Genomic DNA, 15,054 nt, shown 5'->3' with positions numbered 1-15,054 from the left:
CCATACACAAACAAAGGCAACCCTAAAAAGTTGCCTTTTATTAAATAACCATGGCATTTAAAAAAAACATATTAACGTTACATAAAATATTAGGGTTAGCTACCGGCCTAGTTGTTTTTATAGTTTCCATAACTGGTTGCTGCTGGGCATTTAGAACCGAAATTGAAAACCAGTATAACGATTACAAAAAAGTTATACCGCAGAGTCAGGCTTTTTTAACACCTACCGAAGTTAAACACACTGCCGAAAAAGTATTTCCGAATAATACCATTCACGGGAGTGTATTTGGAAAAGCAGATGATGCTATTGAAGTTATTTTTTACGATGCAGAACCTGAATTTTACCAAAGTATATTTCTAAACCCATATTCAGGCGCCATTATTCAAGTAGATAATCACCTTAGTGGTTTCTTTGCATTTATTCTAAAAGGGCACACACGCGTATGGCTCCCAAAAGCCATTGGAGAACAAGTGGTAGGTGCATCCATTTTAATATTTATTTTCATTATTATTTCCGGATTTATACTTTGGATTCCTAAAAAGCGTAAAAATTTAAAACAGCGATTAAAATTCGACTGGAAATCTACAACTCGATGGAAACGTAAAAACTTCGACTTACATACCGTTGTTGGCTTCTACATCTGTTCTTTAGCTCTAGTTTTAGCTTTTACAGGCTCTGTAATGTCTTATAATTGGTTAAAATATGTAGTTTACGTATCTACAGGAGGCGATAAAGTTCCTGCGTTTATAATACCTGAAAATACAAGTGGAATAGCTCGTAACAATGCTGATATATTACCCATTGATCAATTAATGGTGAAGCTCAGAAAAGAATCGCCAAAAGCAGAAAATTTTGAGTTGCATTACCCAAAATCCGATTCTTCTAGTGTTTACGTTGAAGTATCAAACAGTGACGATTTATTTTACGATTCTGATTTTAGATTTTTCGATCAAAATACTTTGGAAGAAATAGAAACACCAGCCATTTTCGGAAAATACGTTGACGCGAAAGTTCCGGATAAAATACTTCGTATGAATTATGATATCCACATAGGTGCTATTGGAGGTATTGTTGGAAAAATAATTGCTTTTATAATAAGTTTACTAACCGCAAGTTTACCCGTTACCGGTGTTCTTTTATGGTATGGCAGACATTATAAAAAGGCAAAAGTTGGTTAAAGATTTATATTTTTTAGGATTATTTCATATTCTTCAAATCGATGTTCTCTAATTGGACGCACATAAGGTTCTGTATTAAAATACAGCACTAAACATGGAGAAATAGCCTTATAAGCTTCAACATATTCCCAACGAATAAGCTCATTATTTGCAATTCGAGATTTAATCTTGTTATGATAGGGATACATTAATGAAAGAGATTAAGCTTTAATCTCCGTCATTAAATCATCGTAAGTATAGAATGCTTTATCCACTTCATTTTTATGATACAACACGCTTACACGAATGGCTTTTAGTCCTGTTACAGCCTGTAAATCTTCAAGCTCCACAATTTCTACATCGGCATCTACATAATGCTTAGCTTGTAGGAATTTAATATACTGCAAATACTCAATTTCATCTTGTTTCTGAGAATATACAATACTAATTTTCCCTTTTTGGGTAACCCGTTCAGAGGTTCCTTTTATATGAGCCTTATCTACACGTTTTTTAACAATTTCGTATCGTGCGTTATAAGTGCCATCTACATCAAATTGCTTTTCATCCATTCTAAAACTAATGGTTAAAGGTTGATTAAACACCAAAACCATAGAGGCCACATCTAAAGCTACCGGAAACTCGGGTTGCATTTGATAAAAATCGTTTTCCATTTCGCACATCACTTGCAATTGCCACAAACGTAAATTGTATAAATAAATTGGATTAAAAGAGTCTTCTTTAGTTATGGATTCACCAATATACATGTTATGCTCTACCCCATCCGTTTTAAAACGCTCAAAATAATGAGGATACATTTTTTGCGCTTCTACTTGCTTTTTATCTAGCAATGCTGCCATGGATTTATTAATCAAAGCAACCGTATCATCATATTGTTTTCTAAAATTGTAAAGCACATCAACCTTGTCATCAATGGAATTGAAATAAGATTCAATTTCTGGTTTCAAATCTTTTAAAACCTTCATATGCTCAAAAGCAGTTTCCATCTCATTTTTGAAAAACGAAGAAATTTGCTGTTCACTATCTACTTGAAATTGGTTTAAACCACTTAAATAATCATCAATTTGATAAATAAATTGTTCATAAATAGGCAGACTTTCAATTTGTAATGCTTTTTCAAAAATAGATTTGGCTACATTTAATTGTAAGCTTAAATCCTTTTTGGTTGCCAAATTTCGAGCTTCCGAAGAACCTTTGATATCCATTTGACCGTAAAGCGGATATACATTTTCGAAGGCTATCTTTTTAAAAGAAGCTTGTTCTCCAAATATATCAGACTTTATAAAGTTCTTGGCTTCTTTAACAAATCGCCAATGCACACTAGAGTGAATGGAAGTACATTCTTTTTGAATAATAGCTTCAATTAAATTTTCTTCCTCTTTTTTAGAACGCTCAACAGCCGAAACAATATACGGCATCACATCTGCCAATTTATTTGCATTAATACTATTAAGTTCTTGGGCTTTAGTTGAAACTATTTCAATGATTCCCATTAAACCATCATCATTAGCAATAGGCGCAAATATGGCGCTTTTAATCCCCTGTTTTTTTAAACTAGTTATATGCGGTGCTTCTCCCATTGAGCACTTAGAATCGGCATCAATATTAGAGATAGAAAATACTTTATTCTCCTTTAACAGACGGTGATAAGAAAAACTACACAGTGCATCAGCACATTTTTTAGTTTCATCTTCACCTAAAAGGTAACTACTCATGCCTTCTCCATAAATACGCTCAAAAACATCATCTTCTTCATTATAAATTGAAAAACCAACTTTCAAATCTTTAATTCCAAAAAGCGAACTAAAAATTCCGTGAAAACTTTCGATTAGTTCAGATTTCATACTTTTCTCATCACTAATCAAGTTCGATTTTATATTGGAAATCGATTGATCATCTGTAACATCAAAAATATTTGAAATAGCAAACCCTTTGAAGGTATAACTATTTGGTGGAAATTTCTTTTTCCAAAGTTCTATGTTTTCAAAATTATCGAGTAGCTCATTGTAATCTTCATTTGTTATTTCCGGAGCATTCTCATTAGGAGTAATTTCGCAAAAATCGGCATTGTACAATATTTTATAATATCGCATAATTCCATTTGCATCGGGAATTTCGTAATAAAACGGACGCTTAAAATTGATATGAAATCCATGACAAAAACTCAAAATAATGGCACATGCCACAATATAAGTATCATCTTCCGCTATGTTTTTTATTTCAAGCTTAAAATCCTCGCCTGCCGTTTTTATAATGTCTTTAAAACGTTCGGAGGCATTAAAAATTAAATCATGAAAAGGCGCCGCGGCTGTTTTAATTTCGTTATTTGTTAATAACGGACTAAATGTATCTTGAAGAATAAAAGCAATTTCTTTTTCACGTTTTTTGATAGTAGAAACATCACTTACGCCATCGCGTAACTCTGGGTATTGTTTGGCTATATCCAAAATACCTTTTGCCTTATTTGCTATAAAAGCATCTTTACTAGATACCAAAGTTTCATATTGTTGTAACAATTTATTGAAACTTATTTTTATATGTAAAGGGGATTCTATGTTATCGTTTATGTCCATTTAATTATAATACTAGCGCTTGCAAAGTTACGAATTAATTGGATTAGTCGCTTCTTTTAGCTATTACTAACGCTAAATAACGTTGTATGGTTAACTCCGCATTGCATTGCCCAAATTTGGACTACAGGTAATTTTTAATAAGAAACGCTTTAACCTTTTTGAAACTTCATTTAAAATGAAAATTCAAAAAAATTAAAGCGTTCTAATTTATTGATATTAAGCTTTTAAATAAAATCTATTTAAAAGTCTCAATTCATTTCGTCTTTAAGACATCGCGATATACACACCTATAACCATAGCTACAACAATAAAGCCTACTGGTTTTAAATATTTCCAGTTTGCAATATCCACTTGTTTCGTATATTCTTGAACATAATCTGTTTCTCTAGGATAAAAGTAACTAACTACGTACATAATGATAATCGTTAACACAAACAAAATCCCCATTAGGTGTAAGAAACTAAGATCTGGTTTAATAACATACAACGTAATTAAATAAGTTACAACACTAAATAGTATAGCGATGTTTGCAGCTTTTCCAGAAACACGTTTAGAAAACACTCCAATAACAACAATTGCTAAAATTGGCACACTGTGGGTACCATTAAGCTGTTGTAAATAGGTGAAAATACCACCTTCTACACCATACAATAATGGTGCAATTCCAATAGAAAATATGGCCAATACAATACCGAATATTTTACCAGCTTTTACAACTTGTAATTCCGTTGCTTCTTTATTAATGTATTCTTTATAAAAATCTAAACCAAAAAGTGTAACCGAACTATTTAATGCACTATTAAAAGAACTTAAAATAGCGCCAAAAAGTACAGCTGCAAAGAAACCAATATAAGCCACTGGTAATACTTTTTTAACTAGCATTGGGTAGGCCTCATCGGCATTTGCTAAATCGCCATTAAAAATATAATATGCAATAATACCAGGCAAAATCACAATAATTGGACCTAATATTTTGACAAAAGCAGCTAATAAAAGTCCTTTTTGACCTTCTTTTAAACTTTTTGCTCCTAAAGCACGTTGAATAATAGCTTGGTTTGTTCCCCAATAGTAGAAGTTTACAATTATCATACCTGTGAACAGTGTCCAAAATGGCACATCGGAATCTGGGCCTCCAATAACATTAAATTTCTCTGGTAATGCTGTGGTTAAAGTATCTAAACCTGTAAGCACATTTCCGTCTCCAATATACATTAATCCAAAAATTGGTATTAACGAACCTCCAACAATTAATCCAACGGCATTAATAGAATCGGATACTGCAACGGCCTTTAATCCACCAAAAATAGCATAGATACTACCAATAACTCCAATAGAAATTACGGTAACCCAAAGCGTAGCTTCTGGCCCCATACCTATCATTTCCGGAATATTAAACATGGTATTTAACGCTAATGCTCCCGAATATAAAACAGTAGGCAACATAGAAATAGCATAACCTAAGAGGAATAAAAGTGAAACAATAGTTTTAGTCGTTTTTCCATATCGGTTTTCTAAAAACTGCGGAATAGTTGCAATACCACTTTTAAGGTATTTAGGTAACAATACGAACGCTGTAAACACCATGGCAATAGCTGCTAGAACTTCGTATGCCATAATAGGTGCTCCGTCTCTAAACGAGACACCATTCATCCCAACAATTTGCTCTGTTGATAGATTAGTTAGTAATAAAGAACCAGCAATAACTGGTCCTGTTAGGCTTCTTCCTCCTAAAAAGTAACCATCTGAAGATGTTTCGTCCGTTTTACGTGTTGACCACCAAGCGATAAGTGCAACCAGTAAAGTAAACCCTGCAAAAGAGATAATACCCATCATAATAAATTTAGTTTGGTTTAGTTAATATTCTATTTCTAGTTAATGTATTTATTATTTTAATTTCAATAAAACAATAGGTGCTACAATGTCATGAAAAATATTGAAACGACTGCACTGATAATCGTTTTTTTATTTAGCTTACTTACCCAAAAACAGGCATATTACCACGTTTTTTTCTAAAAAAAATCTTATAGAGCATGCTTATCGAAATAGACGCGTTTTAAAACATTTTCAGTGTTAATAAGCTATTCAGACTATTTTTGCATATACTAATATATTTCAAATGAGTGTTTCTTGAACACTTATGAAATTTTCAAAAAAAAATCTGTAACTTAATTATTTTAGAAATAATTAAGTTACAGATTAAAATTTTGTTCTTTTTCAAATAAAGCTTCATCAAAACGATATAAAAAAGCACCTCTTCGGGACTCGGTCATATCTTTTTCTTCTAGCCTTACTAAATAATTCATTTGCGACACCTTTCTACGGAAGTTTCGCTTATCTAATTGTTCATCTAAAATACCTTCGTAAAGTGCTTGCAATTGTGGAAGCGTAAATTTTGAAGGCAATAAGTTGAATGCAATTGGAAAGTTCCTAACTCGGCGACGCATTCTTTTTATAGCAATATCAACCATATCGTTATGGTCGAAAATAAGCTCTGGCACTTCGGTTATAGGAAACCATTGCGCATTATATTTACTAATTTTATCTTCGGTATATCGCGACTTTAAAATCATGGCGCTATAGGTTGAAGATATAATACGATCGAAGGAACAACGATCTACTTTTCCGAAGGTTTTAATTTGCTCCATATAAATATCATGCAAACCTGATAAATCGGATAGAATCCTATTGGCGGCTTCGTCTAAATCTTCATCGAAGCTAACAAAACCGCCAATTAGAGACCATTTTCCTTTTTCGGGATCATCTTTCTTTTTAATCAATAACAGTTCTAATTTGTTATCATTAAATCCGAAAATAATACAATCTACCGACACTTTAATGTGCTGAATATCTTTATTCGCTCTGTTCGATTCAATCATTCAGTTAAAAGTGAAATTCAACAAATTAATATGCAGCTCTTATTTATTCCCTTTGTTGTAATCTTCTAAAAACTTAGCTAAACCACTATCTGTTAAAGGATGTTTTAACAATCCTGTAATTGAAGATAAAGGTCCCGTCATAACATCCGATCCTAATTTTGCACAGTTAATTACATGCATAGTATTACGAATAGAAGCTGCTAATATTTGTGTTGGGAAACCGTAGTTATCATAAATAAGTCTAATTTCTTCGATAAGACCTAAACCATCGGTAGAAATATCGTCTAAACGACCTAAAAACGGAGACACATAAGTTGCTCCAGCTTTTGCTGCTAATAAAGCTTGTCCAGCTGAAAACACTAAAGTTACATTGGTTCTAATTCCTTTATCAGAGAAATATTTACAAGCTTTTACACCATCGGCAATCATAGGTAATTTCACTACAATTTGTGGATGTAAAGCTGCTAATGCTTCACCTTCTTTTACCATACCTTCAAAATTGGTAGAAATAACTTCGGCAGAAACATCGCCATCTACTAAATCACATATTTTTTGGTAGTGTGCTAAAATATTTTCAGAACCAGTGATTCCTTCTTTTGCCATTAATGATGGGTTTGTTGTTACGCCATCTAAAACGCCTAAAGCTTGTGCTTCTGCAATATCACCTAGGTTTGCTGTGTCAATAAAAAATTTCATATTGTTCGTTGTTATTGTTTAGTAATTGGTTTATGTAACACCCAAAACATAATTAATTTATAGTTCTGGGCGTTTCATAATTTTAATCTTTTAAACTGTTTTTAAATATTCTAATACTTGGTTGCTTACTTTTTCGCCTGTAAAACCAAATTTTTCATCGAGTACAGATGCTGGTGCAGAATACCCGAAGTGTTCTAAACCAAATACTTTACCATCAGCACCAACTAAACCTTCTAAGTTTACTGGTAAACCTGCTGTTAAACCAAATAATGGTGTGTTTTTAGGAATTACAGAGTTTTGATATGCTTTAGATTGTAATCTGAAAACACCTTCTGAAATTACCGAAGCAATATTCACTTTTAAGTTATTTTTAGATTCTAAAATTTCGGCTGCTGCAAATAATGTAGCAACTTCAGATCCGTTTGCGATTAAAACCACATCTGGATTTTCAACTTCTTTCACTAAATAACCACCTTTTTCCGCTGCTAATGCCTCTTCGTATCTTGAAGATCCTTGAGCCTCGATATCTTTAATACCTTGTCGAGAAAGGATTAATCCTGTTGGTGTGTTTTTATTTTCTAAAGCCATTTTCCAAGCTACGCTAGTTTCTGCAGAATCTGCAGGACGTAATGCTAAGAAACTTGGGTTTCCGCTATGGTTCTTTAATTTTTCTAATAAACGAATTTGAGCTTCTTGTTCTACTGGTTGGTGTGTTGGTCCATCTTCACCTACTCTAAAAGCATCGTGAGTCCAAACATATTTTACACCTAATTCTTGAATTCCACTTAAACGAATAGCCGGTTTCATATAATCTGAAAACACGAAGAATGTAGCTACAACTGGAATAATCCCACCGTGAAGTGCAATACCATTCGCGATACATGACATAGTTAACTCAGCAACACCTGCTTGTAAAAACGATCCTGTAAAATCACCTTTTTTAAGTGCATGTGTTTTCTTTAAGAATCCGTCTGTTTTATCAGAGTTTGATAAATCTGCAGAAGAAACAATCATGTTTTCTACATGGTCAGCTAAATAGCCTAAAACACCAGAAGATGCTGCTCTAGTTGCTAAACCTGCTTTATGTTCTATTGAAGCGAAATCTAATTCCGGTAATTCGCCAGATAAGAAGAAATCTAGTTTTGTAGCTAAAGCTTCGTTTGCTTTTCTCCAAGTAGAAATTACAGCTTTCTTTTCTGCTGCTTGCGCAGTTTTTTCAGCGATAAGATTTTTATAAAATTCTTGAACGTCATCGAAAATATCGAAAGGACTTTCAGGATTTGCTCCTAAATTGATTAACGTTTTTGTGTAATCTGCTCCAGTTGCTCCAATTGGTTGTCCGTGTAATTCACAGTGACCTTCAAACATGCTACCATCTGCAGTAACACAACCTTTACCCATTATTGTTTTACCAATAATTAACGTTGGTTTTTCGGTTTGGTTATTAGCATTTGCCAAAGCTTTTCTTATCTCATCGTGGTTATGCCCATCGATAGTTACTACGTTCCAACCCCAAGCTTCGTACTTCATGGCAGTATCTTCTGTAGTTACCTCATCTGTTGGTGTAGATAATTGAATATCGTTAGAATCGAAAAACATAATAAAGTTACTCAATCCTAAATGCCCAGCAATACGCCCAGCACCTTGAGAAATTTCTTCTTGAACACCTCCATCAGAAATAAAACCATATATTTTATGATTCATCCAATCACCAAAACGAGCTTCTAAAAACTTCGCTGCAATTGCTGCTCCCACACCCATAGTGTGCCCTTGACCTAATGGTCCAGACGTATTTTCAATACCGCGTTTTACATCAACTTCTGGGTGACCTGGAGTATTAGAACCCCATTGTCTAAAATTAGCAACATCATCCTTTGCATAGTTTCCTAAAAGGTAATACTGTGCATACATTAAGGTTGATAAGTGACCAGCATCCATGAAAAAACGATCTCTAAACGCCCATTCCATATCCGTTGGATCATAATTAAAGAACTCTGAGTATAAGATGTGCATAAAATCGCCACCACCCATTGGACCACCTGGATGACCTGATTTTGCTTTTTCTACCATGGCTACAGCTAATGCTCTGATATTATCTGCCGCTTGTTGATCAATTTGTTTGTTCATTTTTAATTTATGGTTAAATTTTAATAACTATAACTTGAATGGAATTTTAAATTCGGAAACCACCCAAAAGAAAAGCTTCTTAAATTATTTTAAAATTCACTTCTGCAAATATAGTAATATAAAAACAAATTAGTGTCATTGAAACACTTATTTTTAAAATACATAATTTTGCGCCGTAAAAATACATCTAATAAAACGATAGGCACAATAAAAATGTAACGTTTTATACAACAAAACCGAGGTATTTGTTAATAGTATTCTTTTTAATTTGAATAATTAAAACGTATTTTACGTGGCTGTTTTTATTTCACGCACGATCCCTATTTCTTTTTATACATCAAACACTTGCATTAAAAAAACGCAATACTATAGATGAAAGATATGAAACTCTATATTTAGATTAAACGCAATAGCTCTATTAAACCAACTTCACCAACGCAACCCTAAATTGCAATGATATACCTAGCAGTATTTTATCTTGAAAATTTGAATAGATGAAAAAAGAAACTTTTAAACACAAAAAAGCCGACTTAAAATAAGTCGGCTTTTTTTGTTACTGTGCGGGCGGGGAGACTCGAACTCCCACACCGTGAGGCACTAGATCCTAAGTCTAGCGTGTCTACCAATTCCACCACGCCCGCTTAAGGATTGCAAATATAAACAACATTTTCAAATTGCAAACTTCTTTCGTCAAAAAAACATTCTTTTTTTAATACTTTTGATAAAATAAAGAAAAACAACCTCATGAATAACATTCAAAATTACATATCCGAACACAAAAACAGGTTCTTGGACGAACTTATTGAGCTACTTAAAATACCATCTATAAGTGCAGACTCTGCATATAAAAACGATGTGTTAAAAACAGCCAAAGCCGTAAAAACCAGATTAGAACAAGCAGGATGCGATACGGTAGAGATTTGCGAAACCGACGGCTACCCTATTGTTTACGGACAAAAAACAATCGATAAAAATTTACCAACCATACTTGTTTACGGTCATTATGATGTGCAACCGCCAGATCCAATAAATCTTTGGGACTCGCCACCATTCGAGCCTGTAATAAAAACAACTGAAAAACATCCCGATGGTGCTATTTTTGCCCGTGGAGCCTGCGATGATAAAGGTCAAATGTACATGCATGTTAAAGCCATGGAATTAATGACGGCAACAAACCAACTACCATGTAACGTGAAATTCATGATAGAAGGTGAGGAAGAAGTTGGCAGTGCCAACCTAGCTACTTTCGTAAAAAACAACCACGATAAACTTAAAAACGACGTCATTTTAATTTCCGATACAGGAATGATTGCTAACGATGTGCCATCCATAACCACAGGTTTACGTGGCTTAAGTTATGTAGAAGTAGAAGTTACAGGTCCAAATCGCGATTTACATTCTGGACTTTACGGTGGAGCAGTAGCCAACCCAATAAACGTGCTAACAAAAATGATAGCATCCCTTCACGACGAAGACAATCACATTACAATTCCTGGGTTTTACGATAACGTAGAAGACTTATCAACCGAAGAGCGTGCTCAAATGGCAAAAGCCCCCTTCAGTTTAGAAAACTATAAAAAAGCCTTAGATATCAATGCTGTTTATGGTGAAACTGGATACACTACAAACGAGCGCAACGCCATACGTCCAACACTAGATGTAAACGGAATATGGGGAGGCTACACAGGCGAAGGTGCAAAAACCGTAATCGCGAGCAAAGCCTATGCAAAAATATCTATGCGTTTAGTGCCAAATCAAGATTGGGAAACCGTAACTCAATTATTCAAAACCCATTTTGAAAGCATCGCACCACAAGGTGTAACCGTAAAAGTAACACCACATCACGGCGGCCAAGGTTACGTAACACCAATAGACAGTATTGGCTACAAAGCGGCCAGCCACGCCTACCAAGATACTTTCGGAAAAACCCCAATACCACAACGTAGCGGCGGTAGTATTCCAATCGTTGCCCTATTCGAGCAAGAATTAAAAAGTAAAACCATACTCATGGGCTTTGGTTTAGACAGCGATGCCATCCACTCGCCAAACGAACATTTTGGTGTTTGGAACTACTTAAAAGGCATTGAAACCATTCCATTATTTTATAAATATTTTACCAAATTTTCAAAATAAACAATTTGGGCGTTACCTTAACCTCGCTTTCATGGCGAGGTTAAGGTCGGGCTTTCGGCAGTCGCTTTTTTGTGCGCAATATCTTTCAACGTTTAGTTAATATATAGGCAACAACTTAATTATTAATAAAAATTAAAGCTCACACAAAAAGAGCTCCAACAAAGCCTCAATCCCTAACGCAGCCCAACCCGAAAACACCAAGAACCAACCCAAAGTAGGAAGCATATTTGCAATAAATTATAATGAAAAACCAACATAGCAATCATTTATTTCTACTCGCTTTAGCCACATTACTTATTAGCACATCGGGAGCACTTGGTAAATTTATAGACCTGCCAACACCCGTAATTATTTGGGGTCGCAGTGCAATAGCAGCAGTATTTCTGTTTGCTTACTGCAGATTTAAAAAATTCAGTATTAAAATAAAATCAAAGAAAGATGCTCCAACCATTATACTAGGGGCAGCACTTTTAGCAACACATTGGGTTACTTATTTTTATGCTTTAAAACTATCTAACGTGGCCATTGGTATGCTCGCCATGTTTACCTTTCCGGTAATAACGGCTTTGCTAGAGCCTTTTTTTACTAAAACAAAATTAAACCCAATTCATATCTTTTTAGCGCTTATCGTGTTATTAGGTATTTACATACTTGCACCAGATTTAAATCTAGAAAACACACATCTAGAAGGGGTACTATTCGGTGTGTTTTCAGCCTTATGCTACGCGTTAAGAAATTTAATTCTAAAAGGACATGTAAATAATTACAACGGCACAGTATTGATGACGCAGCAAGCCATAATAGTCGCCATAATACTTATTCCCGTTATGTTTACAATGGATATTAGTAATATCTCTACACAATTCCCCTACCTCATCATTTTAGGTTTAGTAACTACAGCAATTGGTCATTCATTATTTATTGGCAGTTTAAAATATTTTTCGGTAAGTACAGCTAGCATCATTGGTAGCGCCCAGCCTATCTGTGGTATTATAATCGCCTATTTCTTTTTAAAAGAGATTCCAACAATAAACACTTTTATCGGTGGCGCTTTAATTCTAGCCACGGTTGTTATAGAAAGCGTACGATCTAGAAAAGCTAATTCTTAATTAAAATAAAGTTGCTTCATCAAGCTTATTAGAAACAGACTTAAACTACATCACAAAAAAATAATTGCAACGTCATAATATTAAACCATTCCCTCTAAACTTTGAAAGCCTCGTTAATTCGAGGCTTTTTTTTATACAATTTTGTAACAAAACACCTGCTTTAACGTTCTAATAGTCAATCAATCAAAAATCAATCACATTATGCTAAAGCAATTCTTCATCATTTGCTCTGGCGCCGACACCGATATTCTAGAGCAATGCTCTAAAGGTGAACAAAATAAATACGCGGGCATTGGCGCAACCGTTTTCTTTACTGCACTTATGGCTTTTATAGCTGCTAGCTATGCACTCTACACTGTTTTCGACAATTACTTTGCAGCTATTGGGTTTGGTTTTATTTGGGGTTTATTAATTTTTAATTTAGACCGTTATATAGTTTCTACCATTAAAAAAACAGGTCGTTTTCTTGATGAGCTTTTACAGGCAACACCTAGAATTATGCTAGCCGTAATTATTGCTATAGTAATCTCTAAACCTTTAGAATTAAAGATTTTTGAGAAAGAAATTAATCAGGTTTTATTAGAGCAGAAAAACGATTTAACGTTAGCGAATCAAAATCAAATATTAGAGCAATTTAATCCAAACATAACAGCTCTAGAAACAGACATAGCCACGTTACAAAATGAAGTTAACACTAAAGAAGCTGAAGTAAACACGCTTTACAACACCTATATCGCAGAAGCCGAAGGCACAGCAGGAACCAACAAACTTGGCAAAGGGCCTGTCTATAAAGAAAAACGTGATAAACATGATGGCTTACTTACCGAGCTTCAGGAATTAAAATTAGAAAACAAAGTAAAAATAACCGCCTTAGAGCTGCAAATAGCTTCACTAAAAACTGATTACCAATTACAAGTTGATAGCACACAACCTATAATTAATAATTTTGATGGACTAATGGCTCGCATAAATGCTTTAGGAAAATTATCTTGGATGCCTTCCTTCTTTATATTTCTGTTATTTTTAGCCATAGAAACCTCGCCTATATTAGCAAAATTATTATCACCAAAAGGACCTTACGATTTTAAATTAGAAGATCTAGAAACGGCTATTAAAACCCATGTTCTTCAAAATAAAAGTCAAAGAGAAGCTTTACTAAAAACGGATAATGCAATTAACGATCGTGTATATGCCGACATAAAAACCGAAGACGAACTTTACACCTATAAACGCAAAAAAACGAGAGAACTTATGCAGTTACAGGCCGATGCTTTTTTTAAACACCAAAAGAACATTCTATAATTTGTACGCAAACTTTAACAATTACGCAGCCGTATTTGCTTTAAAATAATTATATAAATCTTTGCTTCCAAAACCAATAATAGCCATGCTTTTATTTTTTGCTATAGCTTCGTTATGTAATTCTGTCAACGCTTTTACACCGTGACGATCCATACTTTTAATATCTTCAACACTAATAGTAAGTTTACTTACACGATTAAAAATGTCTTGAAATTCGTTTTGAAAAATTGATAAACTTTTTTTATTTAGTTCCCCTTTAATTCTGAAAAAATTGTTGCAATTTGTAATACGTAAATCCATAATAAGTTAATTTTTTTATAATTAAACAATAGACCTGAGGGAGTATAAACATTTGATTATGAGTTAAAAATACATCTTCAAGAAGTTAAATAAACAATTTTTTCGATTAAAAGAATTTATACTTGGACGAAAAATGACTACACGTCAATTTAATCGTTGAATAACCTTTTTTAAGTTTTATTGTTGACTTTACCTCATTCTAACTATTTCTCATCATAAAAAATTCACTACTTGATACTTGATTTTCCGTTTACTATATAATTTCGGCATAGATTTGGTATCAAATTTTTATATAAATTGCAAAATGAAAAAACTCGTTCTACTCATCTGTCTTATTTCAGCTTTTAATAGTTATTCTCAAAATGAAGAAAAAGATATAAAAGCCATTCATAAAGTTTTAAAAGCTCAACGTATAGCTTGGTCTAAAAACAACTTAGAAGGTTATATGGAAGGCTACTGGAAAAGTGATTCTTTAAAGTTTTACGGTAAAAACGGTATCACTTACGGTTGGGAAGACACCTTTGATCGTTACGAGAAAAGTTATCCAACCAAAGAACACACAGGTACTTTAAGCTTCAAAATAAACGATATTACTAAAATAAGTGAGGATGCATATTATGTGCTAGGAGAATTTCACTTAAAACGTGAAGTCGGGAATGCAGATGGTATTTTTATGCTAATTTTTAAGCGTATTAACGGCGAATGGAAAATTATTGTGGATACCTCACGCTAAATTGGCCTCTAAAAAGCATAGCCATTGTAA

Annotated in this window: 12 protein-coding genes and 1 tRNA gene; 5 read left to right on the top strand and 8 right to left on the bottom strand. The window is 33.8% G+C overall.

What is annotated here, in order from left to right; genetic code table 11:
- Positions 1-50 precede the first annotated feature (50 nt).
- Positions 51-1,178: a PepSY-associated TM helix domain-containing protein gene (locus GQR97_RS07755; RefSeq protein ID WP_158847147.1), complete on the top strand. Its 1,128-nt coding sequence runs from the start codon at positions 51-53 to the stop codon at positions 1,176-1,178.
- Here the strand turns inward: GQR97_RS07755 and GQR97_RS07750 are convergent.
- From GQR97_RS07750 to GQR97_RS07720, 7 genes are all read right to left on the bottom strand, one after another.
- The gene (locus tag GQR97_RS07750; protein ID WP_158847145.1) at positions 1,175-1,366 is read right to left on the bottom strand and encodes a hypothetical protein; all 192 of its coding nucleotides are present in this window, start codon (positions 1,364-1,366) and stop codon (positions 1,175-1,177) included. The two genes, GQR97_RS07755 and GQR97_RS07750, sit on opposite strands and share 4 nt — an antisense overlap.
- 12 nt (positions 1,367-1,378) lie before the next feature.
- Positions 1,379-3,748 carry a GAF domain-containing protein gene (locus GQR97_RS07745; protein WP_158847143.1) on the bottom strand — a complete coding sequence of 790 codons (2,370 nt, stop codon included), beginning with the start codon at positions 3,746-3,748 and terminating at the stop codon, positions 1,379-1,381.
- 264 nt (positions 3,749-4,012) lie between these two features.
- Positions 4,013-5,578 carry a solute:sodium symporter family transporter gene (locus tag GQR97_RS07740; protein ID WP_158851661.1) on the bottom strand — a complete coding sequence of 522 codons (1,566 nt, stop codon included), beginning with the start codon at positions 5,576-5,578 and terminating at the stop codon, positions 4,013-4,015.
- A gap of 359 nt (positions 5,579-5,937) precedes the next feature.
- Complete coding sequence (locus GQR97_RS07735; protein WP_158847141.1) at positions 5,938-6,624, bottom strand: NUDIX hydrolase; 687 nt, start codon at positions 6,622-6,624, stop codon at positions 5,938-5,940.
- Between the two features lie 39 nt (positions 6,625-6,663).
- Positions 6,664-7,320, bottom strand: coding sequence for a fructose-6-phosphate aldolase (gene fsa, locus GQR97_RS07730; protein ID WP_158847139.1), 657 nt, complete (start codon positions 7,318-7,320; stop codon positions 6,664-6,666).
- A 90-nt stretch (positions 7,321-7,410) separates the two neighbouring features.
- A complete protein-coding gene (locus GQR97_RS07725) occupies positions 7,411-9,447 on the bottom strand; it encodes a transketolase family protein (protein ID WP_158847137.1) in 2,037 nt (678 codons plus the stop codon).
- Between the two features lie 559 nt (positions 9,448-10,006).
- Positions 10,007-10,088: transfer RNA gene (locus GQR97_RS07720), tRNA-Leu, on the bottom strand.
- A 103-nt stretch (positions 10,089-10,191) separates the two neighbouring features.
- Between GQR97_RS07720 and GQR97_RS07715 the strand changes: the two genes are divergently transcribed.
- The 3 genes from GQR97_RS07715 to GQR97_RS07705 all read left to right on the top strand — a co-directional run bounded on the left by GQR97_RS07715 (position 10,192) and on the right by GQR97_RS07705 (position 13,991).
- Positions 10,192-11,580: a dipeptidase gene (locus tag GQR97_RS07715; protein ID WP_158847135.1), complete on the top strand. Its 1,389-nt coding sequence runs from the start codon at positions 10,192-10,194 to the stop codon at positions 11,578-11,580.
- A 242-nt stretch (positions 11,581-11,822) separates the two neighbouring features.
- The gene (locus GQR97_RS07710; RefSeq protein WP_158847133.1) at positions 11,823-12,689 is read left to right on the top strand and encodes a DMT family transporter; all 867 of its coding nucleotides are present in this window, start codon (positions 11,823-11,825) and stop codon (positions 12,687-12,689) included.
- A 201-nt stretch (positions 12,690-12,890) separates the two neighbouring features.
- A complete protein-coding gene (locus GQR97_RS07705) occupies positions 12,891-13,991 on the top strand; it encodes a DUF4407 domain-containing protein (RefSeq protein WP_158847131.1) in 1,101 nt (366 codons plus the stop codon).
- Positions 13,992-14,012: 21 nt separating this feature from the next.
- Here GQR97_RS07705 and GQR97_RS07700 read toward each other — a convergent pair whose 3' ends face one another.
- Positions 14,013-14,291, bottom strand: a complete 279-nt coding sequence (locus GQR97_RS07700; protein WP_158847129.1) for a hypothetical protein — start codon at positions 14,289-14,291, stop codon at positions 14,013-14,015.
- 304 nt (positions 14,292-14,595) lie between these two features.
- On the opposite strand from GQR97_RS07700, the gene GQR97_RS07695 reads away from it, so the two are divergent.
- On the top strand, positions 14,596-15,024 hold the full coding sequence (locus tag GQR97_RS07695) for a YybH family protein (protein ID WP_158847127.1): 429 nt from the start codon (positions 14,596-14,598) through the stop codon (positions 15,022-15,024).
- Positions 15,025-15,054: the final 30 nt, after the last annotated feature.

The organism is Algibacter sp. L1A34, assembly GCF_009796805.1.
Lineage (GTDB): Bacteria > Bacteroidota > Bacteroidia > Flavobacteriales > Flavobacteriaceae > Algibacter.
The sequence above is the reverse complement of the archived record's forward strand: the minus strand, read 5'-3'. Positions and strand labels throughout refer to the sequence as shown.

Bases quoted from the DNA above. Each gene is read 5' to 3' on its own strand.
- GQR97_RS07735 (WP_158847141.1), bottom strand. From the start codon at position 6,624: ATGATTGAATCGAACAGAGCGAATAAAGATATTCAGCACATTAAAGTG.
- GQR97_RS07695 (WP_158847127.1), top strand. From the start codon at position 14,596: ATGAAAAAACTCGTTCTACTCATCTGTCTTATTTCAGCTTTTAATAGT.
- GQR97_RS07710 (WP_158847133.1), top strand. From the start codon at position 11,823: ATGAAAAACCAACATAGCAATCATTTATTTCTACTCGCTTTAGCCACA.
- GQR97_RS07750 (WP_158847145.1), bottom strand. From the start codon at position 1,366: ATGTATCCCTATCATAACAAGATTAAATCTCGAATTGCAAATAATGAG.
- GQR97_RS07725 (WP_158847137.1), bottom strand. From the start codon at position 9,447: ATGAACAAACAAATTGATCAACAAGCGGCAGATAATATCAGAGCATTA.
- GQR97_RS07740 (WP_158851661.1), bottom strand. From the start codon at position 5,578: ATGGGTATTATCTCTTTTGCAGGGTTTACTTTACTGGTTGCACTTATC.
- GQR97_RS07705 (WP_158847131.1), top strand. From the start codon at position 12,891: ATGCTAAAGCAATTCTTCATCATTTGCTCTGGCGCCGACACCGATATT.
- GQR97_RS07755 (WP_158847147.1), top strand. From the start codon at position 51: ATGGCATTTAAAAAAAACATATTAACGTTACATAAAATATTAGGGTTA.
- GQR97_RS07745 (WP_158847143.1), bottom strand. From the start codon at position 3,748: ATGGACATAAACGATAACATAGAATCCCCTTTACATATAAAAATAAGT.
- GQR97_RS07700 (WP_158847129.1), bottom strand. From the start codon at position 14,291: ATGGATTTACGTATTACAAATTGCAACAATTTTTTCAGAATTAAAGGG.
- GQR97_RS07715 (WP_158847135.1), top strand. From the start codon at position 10,192: ATGAATAACATTCAAAATTACATATCCGAACACAAAAACAGGTTCTTG.
- fsa (WP_158847139.1), bottom strand. From the start codon at position 7,320: ATGAAATTTTTTATTGACACAGCAAACCTAGGTGATATTGCAGAAGCA.